We start from the raw sequence: 20,000 nt of genomic DNA on the forward strand, positions 1-20,000 counted from the left end.
ATCTGTTCTCAGGCACAGTCTAGAGAAATCTCCAAAGTTAACAATAGAATATTTACTTAAATATCAATTAGTTATTTAATATCTGATATCGGATATCCGACATAAGTTGTAAAACAAAAAACGTACCGATTTTCCGAATGGGCCTGCAAACGAGCCGTTCCTAGACTTGTAAATATCTTCACAACCAATCCCATCAACTACGATTCAGAGGTTTTCATGTCACTCAATATTGGCTTTGCTCTTCTGACGGTTCTCGTTACGATTTATGCATTAATAAAGCGCTATGAAACCCGCTTTGTTCTGCTGGCTGCCGGTTTTGCCATGGCACTCTTCTCACTTAAGCCCATGATTGCATTCCAGCAGTTTGATGCATCGATGACGAAATCTTCTTTAATCATTGCAATCTGCTCCGCAATGGGTTTCGCCGCCACTATCTCTTTAACTAAATGCGATGTTCATTTGGTCGCTCTGCTGACCAGACCGCTCCGCAAGCTCGGCGTATTTCTTCTTCCTGCCTGCATGGTCGTAACAAGTTTCTGCGCCGTTGCAATCCCTTCTACAGCTGGTCTTTGCGCTGCCGTCGGGCCGTCTTTGATTCCAATCTTGATTCGTGCCGGTTTTAAACCTGCTATCGCAGCGGCCGCTATCGTTTGTTCCACTACACCGGCCCTTCTCAATCCCGGCGTAGCTCACAACGTCTTTATTGCGAAATTGGCAGACATGGAAGTCATGGCTTTCATCACTAAGTTCTTCATGCCTATCACTGGCTTCAGTATCGCCATTATTCTCGGCCTGACCATCATCTGCTTCCTTTACAGAGATTACAAAAAGCCCGTAAAAACAGGCGCTGATGATGTCCAAGAAACACAAGCCAGCAATCTTCCTGAAAAAGTCAACATCTTCTACGCTATCGCTCCGTTGATTCCGGTTGCAATCCTTCTTTACGTCTCTTTGTACACCACTATGAAGATGAGCGTTGCAACAGCCATGCTGATTGGTACAGCTTATGCTTTGATAATCACACACTCCAATCCGGCGGAAGTCACAAAGAAATTCTTTGAGGGCATGGGCAAAGGCTACGGCAGCATTCTCGGCATCATCATTGCTGCAGGTGTTTTCGCAGCTGGTTTAAAAGCAGCCGGTGTCGTTGATATGCTCGTTGAAGCTTTAACCTCTGCCAACCATCTTGCCAGAATCGGCGGTGCCTTCGGCCCTTACCTCATGGGTGTCTTGACAGGTTCCGGTGACGCTGCAGCATTTGCCTTCAACGAAGCTGTCACTCCAAACGCTGCAAAATTTGGTCTGCAAATTGCTGATTTAGGCTGGCTTGCCGTCATCTGCGGTTCATTTGGCCGACTTTCTTCTCCACTTGCCGGCGGCGTCATTCTGGTTGCCGGTATGGCTGGCGTCAACCCAATGGAAGTCGTTAAACGCAGTGCTCCGATCATGCTCTGTGTCTTATTGGCAGCCTACTTCCTCCTCTAATTATTGAAACTAACACTATCAGGGAACAATCATGAACTTACATCATTACGCTGCTTCCGCCGGCTTTGCCCTCCTCGCTATCTCTACAGCCATGGCATCTTCCGTAACCATTTACGGAAGAATTGATAGCGGCGTTGTATACAACAACTACGGCGGCGATACGCATAAATCCTCTACTGTCTCAATGGAATCCGGATTAAATACCGCTTCTCGTATCGGCATCAGAGGAGTCGAAGAAATCAATTCCGACTTGTCTGTTCAATTCCGTCTCGAAAACCGTTTTGCTTCTGATACCGGTGCTTTGAAAGGGGGCTCCAAAGGAGACAAAATTTTTGAAGGATGCTCGTACCTTGGGTTGACCAGCAAATCCTTGGGAGAAATCTCAATGGGCCGTATCTCAGGAATCGTTTCCGGATCCGGGGCTTATGACTTGGAATTCTTTATGGATTCCTTTGGCGGCGGCACTTACGGCACAGGCCTGGCTCCGGTTAAGTCCTCCCGCATCGATAACATGATTACCTATCGTTCACCCACAATTGCCGGTTTCCAAACTACTCTCCAATACTCCATGAAAATTGACGGTAACGAGGAAGGCAACGAGAATACTTCCGCTGTTAACCGTTTCTATGCCGGCGGCATCCGCTATAACCTCAATAAGTTAAATGTAGTTGCTGCCTATGAAGAAACTGATTGGGGGAAAAATACTGCTGCTACTGCCAAAGCTTCCACTAGCAAAAAAGTTGCAACCTTGGGCGGAAGCTACCGCTTTGATCCTGTCACCGTCTACCTGCAGGGGCAATACTTCAACGGCGTCAATAAGCTGGACGGCTTCTCAACGGCTAAGAACATTAAGGGTTTTGGTATCTACGGAGGTACACAATTCTGGTTCGGGCTTTCTTCCTGGCAATCCATGGTCTACTACCGCAATTACAAGGTTGATACCGTTAACGGCATTAACCACCATCAAGCTTCTTTGATTGGCGTAGCTACTAAATACTTGTATCGTCCCTCCAAGAGCATTGATATGTATATCGGTGCCGGATTCTCACGCTGGGACGGCCAAAACAGCACAACCAAGAAGTTTACAAAGGACCACACCATCAATGTATTCACCGGTATTACCAAATACTTCTAGAGTACTTTGAATCCAGACAGCTGTTCCTCAGCTGTCTCCCAGCTCCAAGCGATATTTCCATTTCTCCTGATTGAAGGTTGACCTGACTTTTGAGAGCCAAAGTCAGGTCTTTTTTTTCAAACAAAGACTATCGGATACACTGGTCTTGAAAAAAAAATGAAAGTTTTTCTAATCACAGAATTAAAATTAACTAAATTAATAGAATGGTTTTCCAAGCCATACTTTCATCTAACAAGTTTGGTAAATGAGGAAGTTCCACATGGAAATCACAGAGCTCAGAACCCCGTGTCTGATTTTGGATGAAAATAAATTCAAAGCCCATTGCGACTGGATGAAAGACAAATGTAAACGCCTCGGCGTTAATCTTCGTCCTCACTTGAAGACGGGCAAAAGCAAAGAAGTAGCCCTTTGTCAGATGATGAGCCCGGAAGGCCCGGCAACCGTTTCTACCTTGTTGGAAGCAGAAAACTTCTTCAATTGGGGCGTCAAAGATCTGATTTATGCAGTCGGCATCGCGCCGAGTAAATTCAACCGTGTTGCTGACCTAATCAAAAAAGGCTGCAAGCTCAAAGTCATTCTAGACAACGTTGAAACAGCCGAAGCCTTGAGTGGCTTCTGCAAAGAAAATCATATTGAAATCCCAGTGCTGATTGAAATTGATTGCGACGGCCATCGTTCAGGCGTAAAACCGGCCTCTCCCGATCTCATTAACATTTCCCGCGCTTTAACAGACGGAGCCAAACTAGTCGGCGTCCTCACTCATGCCGGGGACTCCTACGGGTGCGTCGGAAGCGAATCCTGCAGGAAAGCCGCTGAGAACGAACGCGACTCTATTGTTTTAGCCGCAAACCGTCTGAAAGAAGCCGGCTTCAATATCGACATTATCAGTGTTGGGTCCACTCCCACGGCCACTTTTGCTGAGAATTGGGACGGCTGCACTGAGGTTCGATGCGGTGTTTACTGTCTCGGAGACTTGGTCATGGCAGGGGTCGGCGTCTACAAACTTGAAGATTTAGCTTTATCTCTGCTCGTCGAAGTCATCGGGCACCAAAAAGAAAAAGGTTGGGTCATTACCGACGGCGGTTGGATGGCTCTCTCCAGAGACCGAGGAACTGCCTCCCAGGCTGTCGATTACGGCTACGGCGCGGTTTGTGATGTGAACGGCAAGATTCTTGACAATCTTTATGTCAAGCTTGCCAATCAAGAGCATGGAGTTATCGTTAACAGAACCGGAGAGGCACTGTCTCCTGAGGATTTTCCGGTAGGCACTAAACTACGGATATTGCCCAATCATGCCTGTGCCATGGCAGCGCAGCATCACAGCTACCATGTAGTTAACGATGGAAAAGTTATCGCAGAATGGCCTAGATTCTGCGGCTGGTAATCAGTGAGGTGAACGGTGGACAGGATCTCCGATCTCGAATTTTTTCAAGCACTTTGCCGCTTTGATTCTTTCAAAAGCGCAGCACAATTTTTAGGAATTACGCCTCCGGCCGTCAGCCAGCGCTTGGCAGCTTTAGAGCAGAGACTCGGTGTCAGCCTCATCCGCCGCTCTACCCGCAGCCTGCGGATTACTGAAGAAGGAAAATATTACCTCGAGAAAGGCTCGGCTCTTCTTGACGATCTTTCTAAAATCGAACAAAGTATCTCCTCTTTAAGTGATTCTCTTCAAGGCACCATCCGCATCAACGGACCTTTCGGCTACGGAAGAAAGGTCCTTGCCGCGCAGCTCGTCGAATTTAAGAAACTGTATCCGCATATCAAACTTGACCTCATCCTGTCCGATACGCATTTGGATATCATCAAAGGCGGTTTCAATGTCGCTATTCGTGTCGGAGCCTTGAAAGACAGCCGATTAATCGCGCGTCTTATCAAACGAAATAAACAGCATCTGTGCTGTTCTCCGGAATACCTTCAAAAGCATCCTATTAATCGTTTTTTGGACCTATCCGATGTCGACGGCATCATCATTCTGGAAGATGACTTAACCAGCGGAACTTGGAGACTTAGCAACGGCTCTCGCCAGGAGTTGGTCAAGCCAAAAACTTCAATGCAGACTAATAACGGAGAAGTGGCACTTAACTGGGCATTGAATGGTCTTGGCGTGGTGCTTCGTTCCGACTGGGATATTAAACCTTACTTAAAGACCGGCCAGCTAGTCAAAGTTCTTCCTCAATGGTCGGTTACCGCAGACGTTTATGCTGTTTTTGCTTCCGATCAGAGTACCGCTTATAGAACTCAGCTTGTCATAAACTTTCTAAAAAGCCAAGAGGAGAATAGTAATCCTTGAGTATTCAATAGGAACTTACTCTCAGTTAGACCTTGATCCGGTTAACTCTGAATTAAGTTGAACTTAACTTGTCTAAAGACTTTTAACAGATACTTACAAAAGCTCAAATCTTTATAACAAAGGAGTTCACTATGATAGGTGTCATCGTTACGCTATTGGCGATCGGTCTTCTTGCCTACTTCGTCCTCAAGAATTACTATCCTCCGATTATCCTTTTAATAATCGGCTTAGTTCTTTTACTCGTCGGAGGTATGCTCGGCAATGCTCCGGTCGCAGCAAAAGCCTCAACCGGCTTCTTCGGTTTTGACGTTGCTCAAGCTTTTACTAATCTCGTCAAAGGCCGTTTACCGGGCTTAGGCTTGAATATCATGGCTATCGCCGGCTTTGCTGTTTATATGGACAGAATCGGTGCCAGCAAGTCTCTGGTTAAGCTTTGCGTCAAACCTCTTCAGGCTATCCGTTCTCCATACGTTTTGTTGGCTCTCACCTACGTAGTCGGGCAATTCATCGCCTTGTTTGTTAACTCTGCTGTCGGACTCGGCCTTTTGCTGATGGCTTCCATCTATCCTCTGCTAGTTGCACTCGGCGTTTCCAGAACTTCCGCCGCTGCCGTTATCGCAACAACATGCTGCTTAGACTTGGGACCTTCCTCTTCAAATGCCATGCGTGCTGCCGACCTCTGCGGAATCGACGTTGTCACATACTTCATTCAAGGCCAGGGTCCGGTTGCTCTCTGCACAATCGCTTCCGTGGCTATCGGACACTTCTTTGTCCAACGTTGGTTCGACAAACGCGAAGGCGCCAAAGCTAATGACGTTAATGAAAAATCTGACGAGCTCGACGTTGATAAAGCTCTCGCCGGTGCCGGCCCCGCTTACTACGCCATCCTTCCGATGCTCCCGCTGTTCCTCTTAATCATTTTCTCTCCGTTGGTTTACAAAGGAATCAAACTCTCTTTAGTTACAGCGATTATTGTTTCTTTAATCGTTGCATTGGTTGTTGATATTCTTACAAGACGAGACTTCAAGCTCTGCTGCAAAGACTCTCAGGCTATCTTCGAAGGCATGGGCAAAGTCTTTACCTCAACCGTCAGCTTGATTGTTTGCGCTGAATTGTTCGCTCTTGGTTTGAACAAGGTCGGCGGTATTACCACTATGATTCAGGCAGCCGCTTCCATGCAGAACGCCGGTTTGTTCGTCATGCTGTTCGTCATGCTCTGCATCATGATTATCGCAACTATCGTTACCGGTTCCGGAAACGCAGCTTTCTTTGCGTTCTCCCCGCTTCTTCCTGAAGCCGCCGCTTCCGTCGGTATCCCGACTTTAGCTCTGGCTGTTCCGGTTCAGCTTTCTGCCGGCATCGCCCGCACAATGAGCCCGATTGCAGGCGTTATCATCGCTGTATCCGGTATTACGGGTCTGACTCCTATCGCTCTTATCCGCCGGACTATTCCTGTGATGATCATTGCCATGATTGTTTCTGTAACATCAAGCTTGATTTTCATCTAATTCCTTAAGGAGAATCTAATGGCATTACTTATTAAAAATGCTCACGTCTACAGTCCTGACGATCTTGGAATTAAAGATGTTCTCGTAGTCAACGATAAGGTCGCCGCCATCGGAGAAAACTTACAAGCCTGTCTGCCGGAACTGGAGACTCTCGATGCCAAGGGAATGATTTTGACGCCGGGTTTTATTGACCAGCACATTCACGTCACCGGAGGCGGCGGAGAAGGCGGTCCGAAAACCCGTACACCCGAGATTATGCTCAGCGAGTTAATCGAATGCGGCACAACGAGCTTGGTAGGAGTATCCGGAACAGACAGCGTTACTCGCTCCATCGAGAACTTGCTCGCTAAGGTAAGAGCTTTGACAGCTGAAGGCGTCACCGCCTGGATGTACACAAGCAACTATGCTTTCCCACCGACAACCTTAACCGGCAGCGTCAAAGGCGATCTGTTTATGGTTCCGGAAGTCCTCGGGGTGAAGATTGCGTTAGGTGATCACCGTTCTTCCTTCCCGACTGTCGAACAAGTTCTCCACCTGCTGACAGACATTCGCGTCGGCGGCATGATTGCAGGAAAGATTGGCGTTCTTCACATTCACACCGGTAACGTCCGCGGCGCCTTCGAAATGTATGAAGAAATCGTTAAACGCGGCTTTCCAATCCGCCATATCCGCCCGACACACTGTGCCCGCGACAAATACGTCTTTGAACAAGCATTGGAATTTGCAAAGGCCGGCGGCCGCATCGATATCACCACAGGCGGCTCTTGCTGCTTCGAAAGTCCCGCTGATGCGGTTGAAGCGGCTTGGGAGGCCGGAATCGAGCCTAGCCTTATCACAATGAGTTCGGACGGTCACGGTTCTGTTCCGCGCTTTAACGATAAAGGTGAAATGATTGGATTAGGTGTAGGCGGTGTTGCCTGCAACTTAAGAGACCTCAAGAAACTGATTGGACGAGGCCACTCTCCAGAAAAAGTTCTTCCTCTCTTAACGAAAAACGTCGCCCGCGGTCTCGAGCTGACCGGCAAAGGCGAACTCTACGGCGGCTGCAGCGCCGATCTGTGTTTATTCGATCAAGATTGGAATTTGAAGCATGTCCTAAGCAAAGGCCGGATGATGATGAAGGACAGAGAGCTCCTTGTAAAAGGAACTTTTGAAATCTAGCCGCAAACTAGCTCAAAACCTCGCTTCTTTTAACGGAAGCGAGGTTTTTTAGCTTGAACGAATTGGAATTAATTCAAAGCTACGGCTTTGTAATCACCTGCTTCGGCAAGAGCTTTATTAACCTTCTCTAAGCTAACGGGTTCTTTAACGGTCAAAACAGCCAGTGCCGGTGACAAAGTGACTTCAACACTTTCTGCGAGCGGTTCAAGAGCTTTCTTAACTCTTGCAACACAATGCATGCAATTTACACCTGACAACTCGAAACTTTGTTTCATTGGTAATGTCCTCAAATGAATACCTGTATGAGTTTATTCTAACGTTCCTGAATGGTAGTATTCACGGTTATTAATTTCGTGTTCCCATTTTGCTTGAAGACTATGAGTAACCTTAGCAATGCATATGTTCCGCCCCAGCTGAAGGCGGAAATCTTATCGGACGCCTTGCCATACATCCAGAAGTTTCATGGCAAAACGATTGTGGTTAAATACGGCGGCAATGCCATGACCGATGAAAAACTTCAACGTGCTTTCGCACGCGATGTCGTTCTTCTGAAGTTGGTAGGCATGAACCCCGTTATCGTGCATGGGGGCGGCCCGCAGATTGGGAAGGCCTTGAAGAAAGTCGGCAAAGAAAGCGAGTTTATTCAAGGAATGCGGGTGACCGATGCAGAAACCATGGAAGTTGTTGAGTGGGTGCTCTGCGGTCAGGTTCAGGGAGACTTGGTCACATTGATTAATAGCTTCGGCGGTCAAGCCGTCGGCCTAAACGGCAAAGACGGCTGCTTAATTAAAGCAAAGCGCCTGAAGCTTCGTGACTATCAGAATCCTGACAAATTTTATGATGTCGGACAGGTTGGTGAAATTGAATCCATCAATCCGGCTGTCGTAAAAGCTCTTCAGGACGATGCGTTCATTCCGGTCATCTCTCCGGTAGGTTTAGGAGAAGATGAGCTTGCCTACAACATCAATGCTGACGTTGTCGCAGGCAAGATGGCTGAAGTTTTGAAAGCTGAAAAGCTCGTGATGCTTACTAATACACCGGGCGTTTTAGACAAAGAAGGAAATTTGATTACCGGATTAACTTCCAAGGAAATCGATGCCTTATTTGAAGACGGTACCATTTCCGGGGGTATGTATCCGAAGATCTCTTCCGCTTTGGAAGCTGCAAAAAACGGAGTGAAAGCCGTACATATCATTGACGGCCGCGTCGACCACTGTCTGCTGTTGGAAATCCTGACTCCTGAAGGCGTGGGAACGATGATTAAATCGGAATAAGAATGGAAGAAGAAATCCAAAAACCAAAAACAAGAAAAGCGAAACCGGGGGAAAGAAAACTGGATATTTTGAAGGCCCTTGTAGACCTTCTCCAGAGTTCTAAACAAAAACACATTACGACGAAGGTCCTGGCCGCCCATCTCGGCCTGTCCGAGGCTGCTTTGTACCGGCATTTTGCCAGCAAAGCTCAAATGTATGATGCTCTGATCGCCTATGTTGAAAGCGCCGTCTTTACAGCGGTTAATCAGATTCATCAGTCCAATCCATCGGGCATGCATCAGGCGCGCATGATTGCCACAACTTTGATTAGCTTGACGCGCACCAATCCCGGCATGGTAATTCTGATGTGCGGCGATTTCCTGACTCAAGAGGATGAAAGACTTCAACAAAGACTCAATCTTCTTTTCAGCAAGCTGCGTACACAGCTCAAGCAGTCTTTGAGTCTTGCCGTTGCACAGATGGAAATCTTTTCCGACTACGATGTCCAGGTCAGAAGCGAACTGCTGTTCTCCCTCATTCTCGGACAGTGGGTTTCTTTCTCTAAAGGCATCCAACGGACAAACACCGAACCGGATTCCGTAGACAAGCTTATCTGTACCGCTTTAGGCATCCGTTCTTAGGATCGGTTCCGCTTTCAAGACAGCAACACCTCCTTGTTTTTACGCGAGGAGGTGTTTTCTTAAGAATCAATACTGCTATTTCTTCGGTTGGTTGATAGGCTCAATCCGCTCTTTAATGCGTGGATTTTTAGCAGGTTTTGTACCATTCGGCTTTTCTTTCAGATACTTGACTGCCTGCTGGAGTTGGTAATCGTCCGGCTCCCCGTACTTATAGAACTTGGGAGCAGGTTTCTTTTCTTCTCCCTTCTCATCGACCACCTTCTCCTTAATCTGTCCTGCCGGCTTCTGCTTACTTGCATCCACGGGAACAGGCTTCGGAGCTGAAGCATCCTCAACCTCCAAGTGGTTGGCTAGATCAGCTTCGCGGATATCAAAGTCTAAGAAATTTCCTTCCGCCGTATCTTTTACCTCAACATCTGGGACAATTCCTTTGGCCTGAATACTGCGTCCTGTAGGCGTGAAGTATCTTGCCGTCGTCAGTTTGATGGCCATGTTCTTCGCATCGCCTCTCAATGGGATGACAGTCTGAACGGAGCCTTTTCCGAAAGTCTTGGTCCCTAAGATTGCAGCGCGCTTATGATCCTGCAGAGCACCGGCCACGATTTCACTGGCGCTGGCAGAAGCCCCGTTAACGAGAACAACCAACGGGATGTTCTTAATTGCCGGCGGCAGACGCTCAATAAGATCATCATCTTTAGTTGTTCTATAGTCGGCAGGAACGGTCAAATAATCTTTTTTAGCCTCTTCAACCTGTCCTTTAGTAGAAACGACTTTGACTCCCTTCGGTAGAAAAACCGCAGAAACTCCGACGGCAGCATTGAGCAAACCGCCCGGGTCGTTGCGCAAATCTAAGACTAAGCCGTTCTTCAAGTTGTCTGTCTTAGCCAGTTCATTGATGGCTTTAGCCAGTTCCGAATTCGTTCTTTCTTGGAACTGTGAAATACGCACATATCCCATGTTGTCAGGAAGAGGCTTAAATTTAACGGACTTAACCTTAATGATGGCACGCGTCAGTTTGATGTTCAGAGGAGCTTTCTCTCCTTTTCTCAGAATAGAAAGATCGATCTGTGTGTTCGGCTTGCCGCGCATCATCTTAACGGCATCATTCAAAGGAACGTCACGGATAAGCTTGCCGTCAATTTTGTAAATAACGTCGCCTGCACGGACATTGGCATTGGCTGCCGGGGTATCGTCAATCGGAGAAACTACCTTAACACCCGCCGGATCAGAGGTAACTTCAATACCGAGACCTCCGAATTCGCCCATTGTTCCTTCCTGAAGCTCTTTAAAAGATTCTTCGTCGAGGAAAGCGGAGTGCGGATCCAGCCCATGAAGCATTCCCGAAATCGCTCCCTTCATCAGTTTTTTATCTGAGACGGGCTCGACATAGAATTGTTTTACAGCACCATAGATATCGGTGAACTGTCTGATTTCACTTAAGGGAAGAGTTGTTTTTTTATTAGCAACCGGCTCGGCCGTAACGGCACCGATCACTGCACCTGCAATCATCCCTATGCTGACTAAGATGATGCCGCGGATTCCACTTTTCATAATATTTTTTAGTTAGCTTTTAGAAAATTATTCAAGATTATCAAAGTTTTAGCCACTTATTCGGATTAATTGGTTTCCCATTGTGACGCAACTCGAAGTATAAAACCGAGAGATCGCTTTCTTTTGAACCAACATGAGAAATAATTTCTCCGGCCTCTACCAAATCACCTATATCTTTTTCCATCGAAGAGTTGTTGCCGTAAACCGTAAAATAGCCCCGTCCATGGTCAATAACCAATAAGTTTCCATAGCCTCTTAGGTAATCGGCAAAGACAACTTTTCCGGCACGGACAGCTTTAACCGGCTGCTCTTCATTGACGCTGAATACTACGCCTTTCCAATTGCCCATGTTCTTATCCCCGGCACGTTTTTGGCCGTAAGATGCTGCAACTTTTCCAAAAACAGGAATGCCGGAAGAGACGAGCACAAGTCCGCTCTGTGTCTTTGGTGCGGAAGCCGCAACCGCTTTTTCTGTCGTACCTTTCTTTGCGACAGGAGGACGATAAGCCGTTTTCTTTTGATTTTGCAGCTTCGTCACTAAGCTGGCGAGTCGTTTTTCGTCTTGCTCAAGTTTCTTGAGCGTTGTTGCCTTCATCGCCAAATCTTTTTCCAGACGAACAACCGTCCTTTGGCGCTCTCTTCTTTCGTTTACCAGTTTTTGCTGCTGCTGGCGTTCGCTGCTGACATTATTTCGCAGCTTTTCTCCGGAAACTCGAGATGCATACACAACTTTTGCAAGCTGTTTTTGCTGTTCTTCAAGTTTCTTATAAGAAGTCTCAGAACGCTCCCTTAGAAGTTCGAGCAAAGCCTCAGCCCTGGCTTTCTGGTGCGGGTCGCTTTTTCCAAGCCAGTCCGGAGCGTCTTGAAGACTGATCTGTTCCAAGCGTTGTTTGTCGATTTCACTCAAGATTTTTCTTTCCTGAGCCATTGCGTCTTCGATCTTTTGCTTTTGGCGAAGCTGGTTGCGAAGATCTCTTTCAACGACACGGCGCTCTTTCTGCAGATTTTGAAGGTTTTGACGTACTTTACCGATTTCTTTCTCTGATTTCTGCAGTTCAGCCTGAATATTTGTTCTGTTAGTCTGAGCCTCAGCCATTGAGGCCTGCAGCTTCTCGATTCTTTGCTGCGTATTACTTCTTTGTTGAGAAACTTGACTGACCGAAACGTTCTTTGAGGCAGAAGAGGTTCTCTTTTTAGTTGTTTTTTGCTGAGAGGAACGCTTCGCTGCGGTTTGTTTTTTTGCGGTTGTTTTTTTAGCCGTCACTTTCTTTTTAACGGCAGAATTCTTTTGAACGGTCTTTTTAACCGTTTTGGCTTTCTTTTGACTAGAAGATGTCGCAGGTTCCGGACTCGGCGCCGCGAAACCTGTTGTCATCGTACTAAACGAGAATGCTGCCGTCAGCAATAAGACAGCAGCGGTTCTCAAAACAGACTGAGTTTTCAGTTTACTTTCCTGCCTTACCTTGTGCAGCCACTGCTGCCATTGCGTTTTTAATGGCTTCTTGGTCGCCTAGGTAGTAACTCTTGATTGGCTTCATGTTCTCATCTAATTCATAGACAAGAGGAGTTCCCGTCGGAATATTCAAACCAACGATGTCAGCATCGCTGATGTTGTCCAAATGCTTAATCAAAGCACGCAAGGAGTTGCCGTGAGCTGTAATTAAGATCTGCTTGCCCTCGCGGATCTTCGGAACGATTTCATTTTCCCAATAAGGAACTACTCTCTTCACTGTATCTTTGAGGCATTCCGTCAAAGGCATCAGTTCCGGATCTTCCAAGCGATAACGAGGCTGATTAGCCGGCCACATCGGGCTATCCTTGGACAATGCCGGAGGCGGAACGTCGTAAGAGCGGCGCCAAATCATGACTTGTTCATTGCCGAACTTTTCAGCCGTTTCTTTCTTGTTCAGTCCCTGAAGAGCACCGTAGTGTCTTTCGTTCAATCTCCAATCTTTGATAACAGGAAGATAGAGTTGGTCGAGCTCATCTAAAGCAATGCAAAGTGTTCTGATAGCTCTCTTAAGCACGGAGGTGTAGCAGAGATCAAAGACAAATCCCTGTTCTTTTAACAGCTTTCCGGCCAATGCGGCTTCTTTACGGCCTTTTTCGGTCAAATCAACGTCTACCCAGCCTGTGAAACGGTTTTCGAGATTCCACTGGCTTTCGCCGTGTCTCATCAAAACGATTTTGTACATATAGTTTTCCGAAGGAAATTGAAAAATGAATTTCCATTTTACCAGTGCTTGAACTCAAGCCTAGTATTTGCTGTCATCTGAATCTTCCCAAAAATAGAAGTTCTCCTCATTCTGAAGAGGTAGACCATTGGAAACTACGCAGCTTTGAGAAATGTCTTCTCTATTCCTCTCGCTTGTTAATTGTCTTAAGCCAAGCCTCAGCTTGATTTGGCGAATATACGCTCTGCGTAATCGGATCTGCTTTAAAAGAATCGTCCTTGGAAATGACCATTGTCAGCGCTTCGGTAGCCAGCTGAGCCATGGTAACGTACCAAAATTGACCGGCAATCGTCGGGCTGTAAACATCGCCGGATTTCTCTAAAAGGCCCGCTTTAATCCATTGTTCCATCACCGGCTTCAAAGGCTTTTCGATGTCAACGTTGAAATTGCCTCCAATCTCACGCAAGTTGAATGGGCCTGACTCTACGCTGCTGGCCAATGTCCGCATTAACGTCCAATGCTCTTGAGGCTTCATCATGACAAAAACCGGCTTCAGTCCTTTTTCGACCATCTCGCTCCACTTTGCTAGTTTGCGTTCCTGCATCCAGCTATATCCGAATAATTTGCCGCCCGCGCCGCAGCCAAACGGCAGACAGTCGGAAGGACCTTTTGCCAAGCGGTTATAAAGATTACGTTCCAGCGGCGTTTTTGCCCAATGCGTATTGGTCAAACGATGCCAATCCGGATGGGAAGAAAACTTCTCAACGCTTTCTGCATACATATCAGCCGCCTCTGCCAAAGTAGCTGCAGGTTCGCATAGTCCGGATTTAATGCGGGTGTTCAAAGGAGATTTTTCAAAAACGTTCAGTTGATAACAATCCACCCCGTCAATCGGCAGCTCAGCAGCAATTCTCAAATCCTCAGTCCACACCTTTCCCTTTTGTCCGGGAAAGCCGAAGAGAAGATCGATTACCACTGCAAGATTCTCATGCATACCAATCTCTTCCAAACGGCGGATGATAAATTCAGGAGAGTCTAAACGCTGCATTTCGCGCCGAATCTCCGGATTGAATGTCTGGACGCCGATGGATAGACGATTTACGCCTCCTTCTAAGCAAGCCTCGAGTTTGTCATCGGAAAAACCATGTATACGGCCTTCGAAGGTAATCTCGCAATCTTTTGCAAGAGGTAAGTTTTTACGCGCTGCTCCAAGGATCTTCTTGATATCGGAAGCCTCAAGAGCTGTCGGTGTTCCGCCTCCGAAATACAGAGCCTTGATAGGTGCAGAATTTTGTGCAGCTCGGCCGTTCCAGAGTTCGAATTCCTTTATGAGAGTGTCCGTGTATGCATTTGACGCTTCTTTCGAGTACGGATTCTGGTAGAACATGCAGAAAAGACAGCGGCTTTCGCAAAAAGGAATATGAACATAAGCAATTCCTTCTGTTTTTCTAGGTTCAAACGACTTCTTCTCCAGAAAGTTTCGTGCCGAGTTCCATAACATGGGAATCCCGAATGGTCCTGCATGAACCGTTGCTTTTGCAGGAAAGGCTTTATGCAGGGCATCGCTCTCGTCAGCATAGAAAGCTGAGTAGCTCTTCTTCTTAATAAGCATGTTTTTAAGAAGTTGCACTCCCATCTCAAATGACGCCATGATGTTCTCCTTGGTTATTTTTGCAGTCGCTCTTTCTGGAATAAGATGATATCGAGAATTATTTGCAATTACGTTTATCTCTCTTCATTTTTGTCTCTTCATTTTTGTCTCTTCATTTTTGTCTCTTCATTTTTGTCTCTGCATTCAATTCAGCCGATCCTCAGAACACAGAAGTCAGTAGCACTCATCAGGTCTTGGCCTCATGCTCCTTCCTAACTTCTTCCTCCAAAAATTCCCAAAACTGCTCGGCTATCTTGGACAGAGACTTATTCTTTTTCCGAATCAGGACATGGCCAGAAATCATTTCCGGCTCAATCGGCACAAAGCGCAATCCCGGACAGCCGCGATTGGTAAAGCTACCCTCGATACATAGAGATGAACCTAGACCGTTTTGAACCATGGCTGTTGCATTCGATAGAAGATTATGCAAGGCAACAATCTTCAGATCTTTCTCCGGAACTCCAAGCCATTCACAAATCTCCTCGATAACAATGTCTCTTGACGGCAGGATTAATTCCAGAGATGCCGCTTCTTTTTTGGAAAAAGCGAGTCGCCCCTCTTCAACAGAGTCTTCCTTCACTACCAGACCCCACCGCTCTTTTGTCTCTAACGGAAGACTCTTGTATTTAGCAATTTCCACCGGCTCTATCAACACGGCAAGATCCAATTTATCTGAATCAATTTTTCTTCTTAGCTCATCTCCCGCTGCCGAATGGATATGAAATCTGATTCGAGGATGTTTTTCCCGGAACCTCTTTATTTTTTTCGAAAGGTATTCCATCACGGAGCTTTCAACTACACCAAGCACGATAGTGCCACCAAGTTCACCCTGCTGTGAGAGTTCGCGTTTGGCTTGTGCACTCAGTTCAAGAATTTCTTGGGCTCTTAACTGGAACAAATAGCCGCTTTCCGTAAGAGACAGACTTCGAGTATGACGATTCAAAAGTTTACAGCCGAGCTCCTCTTCCAAATCTTGAATTTGGCGGGATAGAGCCGGCTGGGACAAATAAATTTCTTCAGCTGCTTTTGTTATGTTGCCTGTCTTACAGACAGCTAAAAATGCTTTTAGAACTTTGAGGTCCATGGTCTTTAGATTATTTATGAATTTTATGCATTGTTTTCATTATAAATTCTCATTGGAAATAATTAACTCTTTTTCTTAAACTAATCATACGGTTAGACCCGCATCCATAGCGACAATATTTAGACGGGAAACAAGGAGTTCAATATGCCAAAATTTTTAAGACGTCATCTATTACTTGCATCAGTTGTCGGTACAACAGGATCCTTGGCCTCGTCGGCACCGCTTTCTGAAGCTTCAATTCCTTCCGACGAAGACCTCCTCAAAATTAAAAATCGTCTTCTCTCTCTGGACTCTCGCGGAAGTACGCTCACTGTTGAAGAGAAATTCATCTCTCTGCTTGCCGTATGTGCTGCTCAGGCTCTTGAAACTCAAGCCTGCGAAATTGCTTCCGATGCTCTTAGAGCCGGAGTACAACCACTGCTTATCAGAGAAGCTGTGTACCAAACCGCTCCTTATGTTGGAATCGGGCGAGTGGAACAAACAATGCGAGGCGTCAACGCAGCATTTAAAGAGCATCACATTGAACTTCCTCTGCCGTCCCAGACCACAGTCACTGACAACAACCGACTCGAAAAAGGCATTGAAGTCCAGACGGCAATTTTTGGCAATACCATTACTCAAATGCACAAAAATACACCCGACAATATGAAGCCGCTGATGATTGATGATTTATCCGGTTACTGTTTCGGCGATTTTTATACTCGAAGCGGCCTGAATATTAAAGAAAGAGAACTAGCTGTTTTCTCCTGCATTGCCGCGTTAGGTGCTTGCGAGCCTCAGTTAAAGGCTCATGGGGCGGCAAATCTGAAAGAAGGATACACAAAGCAGAATCTCGTTGACGCGTTACAGATCGCTCTTCCTCTCAACGGCTTTCCAAGAACTTTAAACGCTCTTGCCGTTGTTAATGGACTTTAGGAGTTTTTCATGAAAAAATCACTCATCCTTCTCTCTATCGTCCTCGGTCTCCAAGGATCGATTGCTTCTTCCTCCGCACTTCCAATTCATTCCGATTTAAGTCCGGAAATGACAGCCGCAGTCAGCGCTCCTCTTTCGAATTTCTGGCTGCAGACGCCTCAAACGATAGAAGATTGGGAAAAAATACAAAAGGGCTATGTTGCCTCGGCCACACCTAACAACCTTAAACTTGCGAAATCTCTAGGAGTACAAATCTTTGAAGAAAAGATGAATGGTATTCCTGTCTTTATTCTTCAGCCGAAGCACATTAAAAAGAATGCTGAGAATAAGGTCATTCTCTATTTTCACGGCGGCGGCTACGTTCTGGGACATGAACGTTCGGGACTTGGAGAGGCTCTTTTAATGGCAGGCCTGGAAGGCTATAAGCTTGTTTGTGTCGACTACCGCATGGCACCTCAACACCCCTTCCCGGCTGCTATCGATGACGCCCTAACAGTCTATAAAGCTCTTCTTGCTCAATACAGTCCACAAGACATTGCAGTTTTTGGAACTTCAACCGGCGGCGGAATGGCTCTTATTCTGCCTATCCAGGCACATCAAAATAAACTGCCTATGCCTGCTGCAATTATCGCCGGTACACCATGGTCTGAGCTTGGCAAGAAAGGCGACAGCTACTTCGTCAACGACAAGGTTGATAATATTCTCGGCACATACGACGGCATGATTGATGCTGCGGCCAAAGCTTATGCCAATGGTCATGACTACAAGTCTCCTTTGCTCTCACCGGTTAATGCTTCCAATGGCACTTTAAAAGCGTTTCCTCCAACCTTGCTGATTTCCGGAACACGTGACTTATTTTTAAGCAACACCGTCAGAATGCATCGCAACTTACTGAAGAACAAAGTACCCGCAGACCTGATTGTCTATGAAGGCCTCTCGCATGCTCAATACTATTTGGTTCCCAAAGCTCCGGAAACGAAAGAGCACTACGAATTCATGTCTGACTTTTTAAATAAGGTTTGGAGCGCAAAACATTAGAAGAAAGCTCTCTGAGCTAAAAACGACTTACTTTTCAGAGAATGAAAATGAAACGCAGAAAACTTCTAAATAGCCTTGGCATGCTGAGTCTTCTTAACTTTGGCAGTCATTTGGCCTCTGTCCTTCATGCTCAAGAAAACTTCTTAGCCGGCACGCCGATTGCAAACATCAGGCTTCCTCATCTGACCGAAGACAAAAACGCGCCGGTCGTATTCTACAGTCCGATAGTTTCTTCTGAGGCAATGCTCAAGCTTCTAGAAGCCAGTCAGTACAAAGTCTCCGGCAAAGTCGGCATCAAAATGACGTTCTCCAACGTTCGAGACAGTGCCGTAAAAATCGACCCGATGTTGATAAAGCCGCTGATTGAAAATGTCAAAGGGACCATGATCGACAGTAACTACTTTGACGGCGCCCGCAGCAATACACGAGCACATTTGGAAACCGCAAAAGCAAACGGCTTCGACAAGGCTGGTCCGATTGAAATATTGGACTCGGAAGGTGAGATTGCGCTTCCCGTAAAAGGTGGTTATCACCTCAAGACATTTATCACCGGAGCCAAGCTCGCTGACTACGACTCGTTAATCTCCATTGTGCGCTTTAAAGGTCATAATCTTCCTCGCTATGGAGGCTCAATGAAAAATCTTTCCATCTGCCTGGGAACTCCCAAAGGAGCAGCTCAGATCCACAGCGGAGGCACAATAACTGACTATTTTTCATCTGCCGGAGAAAAGGTCACCAGTGAATCCATGGCGGATGCCGTCAAAGCTGCGCTTGATTTCAAACCGGGAAGGTGGATTTTCTTCAACATCCTTGATTCGCTTGAGCCTCAAAGACGGGATGCTTGTGACGGAGCAAAGAATATTGGCGATATCGGGATACTTCTCAGCATTGATCCGATTGCCTGTGATCAGGCTGCGGTAGACATTGTCTATGGCTTTGCTCCTAACGAACAAACCAGAAGGCAGTGGGAACAAGAACACTTTGTCGAGTCTCTTGAGATGGCTGAAAAAATTGGCGTTGGTGCAACTCATTATCGTCTTCAAGTCATCCGCACCAATAAGTAATGAACGATTATGAAAAAATTCTTTTGGCAATAATATTTAGCATATTAACTTTCAACATTATGGCACAGGAAAAAATAGTACAGACAGCAGGGCGCGACCAACTCGGCGACTTCGCCCCTAAATTTGCGGAACTCAACGACGATGTCCTCTTTGGCGAAGTATGGAGCCGCACCGATAAACTTGATCTGCGTGACCGCAGTTTGATCACGATTACGTCGCTTATTAGTCAAGAGGTATAACTGATAATTCGCTCATATACCATCTCCAGTCGGCAAAGAAAAACGGAATTTCGCGCTCCGAGATTGCCGAAATCATTACTCATATCGGTTTTTATGCTGGTTGGCCTAAGGCTTGGGCGGCGTTCAACCTCGCCAAAGGCGTATGGACCGAAGATACGGCTGGAGAAGATGCCAAAGCCGCCTTCCAACGTGAGATGATTTTTCCGATAGGCGAACCTAATACTGCCTATGCGCAGTATTTCATCGGCAACAGCTACCTCGCTTTTATATCGGACAAGCAGGTTCCCATAGCAAATGTCACTTTCGAGCCTCGCTGCCGCAACAACTGGCATATCCATAAAGCGACAAAGGACGGCGGCCAGATGCTTATCGGCGTAGGAGGCCGCGGCTGGTATCAAGAGGAAGGCAAACCAGCGGTGGAGATTCTGCCTGGTAAGGTCATCCACATTCCGGCTAACGTAAAGCACTGGCACGGAGCGGCGGCCGACAGTTGGTTCGCTCATCTGGCCTTCGAGCTTCCGGGAGAAAACACTTCCAATGAATGGCTCGAACCTGTGACAGACGAGGAGTACGACAAACTGAAATGACGAAGAAATGACTTCGGACAATCTTTTTTACCTAAGAAGCGCTTCATTATCCTTGACGCATTACGGAAAGTGGCGCTTCTTGGAATTTGTTTTGGAGTTTGCGCCATATAGTCAAATGCTTTCTAAAGTGTGCTGAAGCAATTGGCGAAATGCCGGTGGAAATGACTCAAATAGTCCGCTGTCCTAATATTTCTTTATCGACGGAAGAGCTTCCTGCTCCTCTG

General features: G+C 46.6%; 19 protein-coding genes. 13 read left to right on the top strand and 6 right to left on the bottom strand.

Annotation, left to right across the window (positions count from 1 at the left end):
- The first annotated feature begins 216 nt into the window (after positions 1 to 216).
- From dcuC (ACYQ4O_RS02195) to iadA, 6 genes are all read left to right on the top strand, one after another.
- Positions 217 to 1,485 carry a C4-dicarboxylate transporter DcuC gene (dcuC, locus tag ACYQ4O_RS02195; protein ID WP_460174605.1) on the top strand — a complete coding sequence of 423 codons (1,269 nt, stop codon included), beginning with the start codon at positions 217 to 219 and terminating at the stop codon, positions 1,483 to 1,485.
- Positions 1,486 to 1,516: 31 nt separating this feature from the next.
- Entirely contained in the window at positions 1,517 to 2,620 is a 1,104-nt protein-coding gene (locus ACYQ4O_RS02200; RefSeq protein WP_460174606.1) for a porin, read from the top strand.
- A 259-nt stretch (positions 2,621 to 2,879) separates the two neighbouring features.
- Positions 2,880 to 4,004, top strand: a complete 1,125-nt coding sequence (locus ACYQ4O_RS02205) for an alanine racemase (protein ID WP_460174607.1) — start codon at positions 2,880 to 2,882, stop codon at positions 4,002 to 4,004.
- A gap of 15 nt (positions 4,005 to 4,019) precedes the next feature.
- Positions 4,020 to 4,910, top strand: coding sequence for a LysR family transcriptional regulator (locus ACYQ4O_RS02210; protein ID WP_460174608.1), 891 nt, complete (start codon positions 4,020 to 4,022; stop codon positions 4,908 to 4,910).
- Between the two features lie 131 nt (positions 4,911 to 5,041).
- Positions 5,042 to 6,418, top strand: coding sequence for a C4-dicarboxylate transporter DcuC (dcuC, locus tag ACYQ4O_RS02215; protein WP_460174609.1), 1,377 nt, complete (start codon positions 5,042 to 5,044; stop codon positions 6,416 to 6,418).
- An 18-nt stretch (positions 6,419 to 6,436) separates the two neighbouring features.
- A complete protein-coding gene (gene iadA / locus ACYQ4O_RS02220) occupies positions 6,437 to 7,579 on the top strand; it encodes a beta-aspartyl-peptidase (RefSeq protein ID WP_460174610.1) in 1,143 nt (380 codons plus the stop codon).
- Between the two features lie 68 nt (positions 7,580 to 7,647).
- Here iadA and ACYQ4O_RS02225 read toward each other — a convergent pair whose 3' ends face one another.
- Positions 7,648 to 7,854: a heavy-metal-associated domain-containing protein gene (locus ACYQ4O_RS02225; protein WP_308514884.1), complete on the bottom strand. Its 207-nt coding sequence runs from the start codon at positions 7,852 to 7,854 to the stop codon at positions 7,648 to 7,650.
- A 102-nt stretch (positions 7,855 to 7,956) separates the two neighbouring features.
- On the opposite strand from ACYQ4O_RS02225, the gene argB reads away from it, so the two are divergent.
- Together argB and slmA are read left to right on the top strand one after the other, a co-directional pair.
- On the top strand, positions 7,957 to 8,853 hold the full coding sequence (gene argB, locus ACYQ4O_RS02230; protein ID WP_308514886.1) for an acetylglutamate kinase: 897 nt from the start codon (positions 7,957 to 7,959) through the stop codon (positions 8,851 to 8,853).
- Between the two features lie 2 nt (positions 8,854 to 8,855).
- Positions 8,856 to 9,473, top strand: coding sequence for a nucleoid occlusion factor SlmA (slmA, locus tag ACYQ4O_RS02235; RefSeq protein WP_460174611.1), 618 nt, complete (start codon positions 8,856 to 8,858; stop codon positions 9,471 to 9,473).
- A gap of 75 nt (positions 9,474 to 9,548) precedes the next feature.
- Here slmA and ACYQ4O_RS02240 read toward each other — a convergent pair whose 3' ends face one another.
- The 5 genes from ACYQ4O_RS02240 to ACYQ4O_RS02260 form a co-directional block, all read right to left on the bottom strand.
- On the bottom strand, positions 9,549 to 11,024 hold the full coding sequence (locus ACYQ4O_RS02240) for a S41 family peptidase (protein ID WP_460174612.1): 1,476 nt from the start codon (positions 11,022 to 11,024) through the stop codon (positions 9,549 to 9,551).
- A 40-nt stretch (positions 11,025 to 11,064) separates the two neighbouring features.
- The gene (locus ACYQ4O_RS02245) at positions 11,065 to 12,399 is read right to left on the bottom strand and encodes a murein hydrolase activator EnvC family protein (RefSeq protein WP_460174613.1); all 1,335 of its coding nucleotides are present in this window, start codon (positions 12,397 to 12,399) and stop codon (positions 11,065 to 11,067) included.
- A 70-nt stretch (positions 12,400 to 12,469) separates the two neighbouring features.
- Complete coding sequence (gene gpmA, locus ACYQ4O_RS02250) at positions 12,470 to 13,219, bottom strand: 2,3-diphosphoglycerate-dependent phosphoglycerate mutase (RefSeq protein ID WP_460174614.1); 750 nt, start codon at positions 13,217 to 13,219, stop codon at positions 12,470 to 12,472.
- A gap of 160 nt (positions 13,220 to 13,379) precedes the next feature.
- Positions 13,380 to 14,849 (bottom strand): heme anaerobic degradation radical SAM methyltransferase ChuW/HutW, encoded by a 1,470-nt coding sequence (gene hutW / locus ACYQ4O_RS02255; protein ID WP_460174615.1) that lies wholly within the window; start codon positions 14,847 to 14,849, stop codon positions 13,380 to 13,382.
- A gap of 187 nt (positions 14,850 to 15,036) precedes the next feature.
- Complete coding sequence (locus ACYQ4O_RS02260; RefSeq protein WP_460174616.1) at positions 15,037 to 15,933, bottom strand: LysR family transcriptional regulator; 897 nt, start codon at positions 15,931 to 15,933, stop codon at positions 15,037 to 15,039.
- Positions 15,934 to 16,077: 144 nt separating this feature from the next.
- On the opposite strand from ACYQ4O_RS02260, the gene ACYQ4O_RS02265 reads away from it, so the two are divergent.
- From ACYQ4O_RS02265 to ACYQ4O_RS02285, 5 genes are all read left to right on the top strand, one after another.
- The gene (locus ACYQ4O_RS02265) at positions 16,078 to 16,848 is read left to right on the top strand and encodes a carboxymuconolactone decarboxylase family protein (RefSeq protein WP_460174617.1); all 771 of its coding nucleotides are present in this window, start codon (positions 16,078 to 16,080) and stop codon (positions 16,846 to 16,848) included.
- A 9-nt stretch (positions 16,849 to 16,857) separates the two neighbouring features.
- Positions 16,858 to 17,886 (top strand): alpha/beta hydrolase, encoded by a 1,029-nt coding sequence (locus ACYQ4O_RS02270; RefSeq protein ID WP_460174618.1) that lies wholly within the window; start codon positions 16,858 to 16,860, stop codon positions 17,884 to 17,886.
- A gap of 47 nt (positions 17,887 to 17,933) precedes the next feature.
- Entirely contained in the window at positions 17,934 to 18,950 is a 1,017-nt protein-coding gene (locus tag ACYQ4O_RS02275; RefSeq protein WP_460174619.1) for a DUF362 domain-containing protein, read from the top strand.
- Positions 18,950 to 19,189 (top strand): carboxymuconolactone decarboxylase family protein, encoded by a 240-nt coding sequence (locus tag ACYQ4O_RS02280; RefSeq protein WP_460174620.1) that lies wholly within the window; start codon positions 18,950 to 18,952, stop codon positions 19,187 to 19,189. Before ACYQ4O_RS02275 ends, ACYQ4O_RS02280 begins: the two co-directional genes overlap by 1 nt.
- 194 nt (positions 19,190 to 19,383) lie before the next feature.
- The gene (locus ACYQ4O_RS02285) at positions 19,384 to 19,776 is read left to right on the top strand and encodes a cupin domain-containing protein (protein WP_460174621.1); all 393 of its coding nucleotides are present in this window, start codon (positions 19,384 to 19,386) and stop codon (positions 19,774 to 19,776) included.
- The last annotated feature ends 224 nt before the right edge of the window (positions 19,777 to 20,000 follow it).

The organism is Turicimonas sp. TL08, assembly GCF_054660695.1.

What these genes read in the sequence shown, in the direction of transcription:
- ACYQ4O_RS02275 (WP_460174619.1), top strand. Translation starts at nt 17,934, where the DNA reads ATGAAACGCAGAAAACTTCTAAATAGCCTTGGCATGCTGAGTCTTCTT.
- ACYQ4O_RS02270 (WP_460174618.1), top strand. Translation starts at nt 16,858, where the DNA reads ATGAAAAAATCACTCATCCTTCTCTCTATCGTCCTCGGTCTCCAAGGA.
- ACYQ4O_RS02280 (WP_460174620.1), top strand. Translation starts at nt 18,950, where the DNA reads ATGAACGATTATGAAAAAATTCTTTTGGCAATAATATTTAGCATATTA.
- ACYQ4O_RS02265 (WP_460174617.1), top strand. Translation starts at nt 16,078, where the DNA reads ATGCCAAAATTTTTAAGACGTCATCTATTACTTGCATCAGTTGTCGGT.
- hutW (WP_460174615.1), bottom strand. Translation starts at nt 14,849, where the DNA reads ATGGCGTCATTTGAGATGGGAGTGCAACTTCTTAAAAACATGCTTATT.
- ACYQ4O_RS02205 (WP_460174607.1), top strand. Translation starts at nt 2,880, where the DNA reads ATGGAAATCACAGAGCTCAGAACCCCGTGTCTGATTTTGGATGAAAAT.
- ACYQ4O_RS02200 (WP_460174606.1), top strand. Translation starts at nt 1,517, where the DNA reads ATGAACTTACATCATTACGCTGCTTCCGCCGGCTTTGCCCTCCTCGCT.
- slmA (WP_460174611.1), top strand. Translation starts at nt 8,856, where the DNA reads ATGGAAGAAGAAATCCAAAAACCAAAAACAAGAAAAGCGAAACCGGGG.
- iadA (WP_460174610.1), top strand. Translation starts at nt 6,437, where the DNA reads ATGGCATTACTTATTAAAAATGCTCACGTCTACAGTCCTGACGATCTT.
- dcuC (WP_460174605.1), top strand. Translation starts at nt 217, where the DNA reads ATGTCACTCAATATTGGCTTTGCTCTTCTGACGGTTCTCGTTACGATT.
- ACYQ4O_RS02260 (WP_460174616.1), bottom strand. Translation starts at nt 15,933, where the DNA reads ATGGACCTCAAAGTTCTAAAAGCATTTTTAGCTGTCTGTAAGACAGGC.
- gpmA (WP_460174614.1), bottom strand. Translation starts at nt 13,219, where the DNA reads ATGTACAAAATCGTTTTGATGAGACACGGCGAAAGCCAGTGGAATCTC.
- dcuC (WP_460174609.1), top strand. Translation starts at nt 5,042, where the DNA reads ATGATAGGTGTCATCGTTACGCTATTGGCGATCGGTCTTCTTGCCTAC.
- ACYQ4O_RS02225 (WP_308514884.1), bottom strand. Translation starts at nt 7,854, where the DNA reads ATGAAACAAAGTTTCGAGTTGTCAGGTGTAAATTGCATGCATTGTGTT.
- ACYQ4O_RS02285 (WP_460174621.1), top strand. Translation starts at nt 19,384, where the DNA reads ATGATTTTTCCGATAGGCGAACCTAATACTGCCTATGCGCAGTATTTC.
- argB (WP_308514886.1), top strand. Translation starts at nt 7,957, where the DNA reads ATGAGTAACCTTAGCAATGCATATGTTCCGCCCCAGCTGAAGGCGGAA.
- ACYQ4O_RS02240 (WP_460174612.1), bottom strand. Translation starts at nt 11,024, where the DNA reads ATGAAAAGTGGAATCCGCGGCATCATCTTAGTCAGCATAGGGATGATT.
- ACYQ4O_RS02245 (WP_460174613.1), bottom strand. Translation starts at nt 12,399, where the DNA reads ATGACAACAGGTTTCGCGGCGCCGAGTCCGGAACCTGCGACATCTTCT.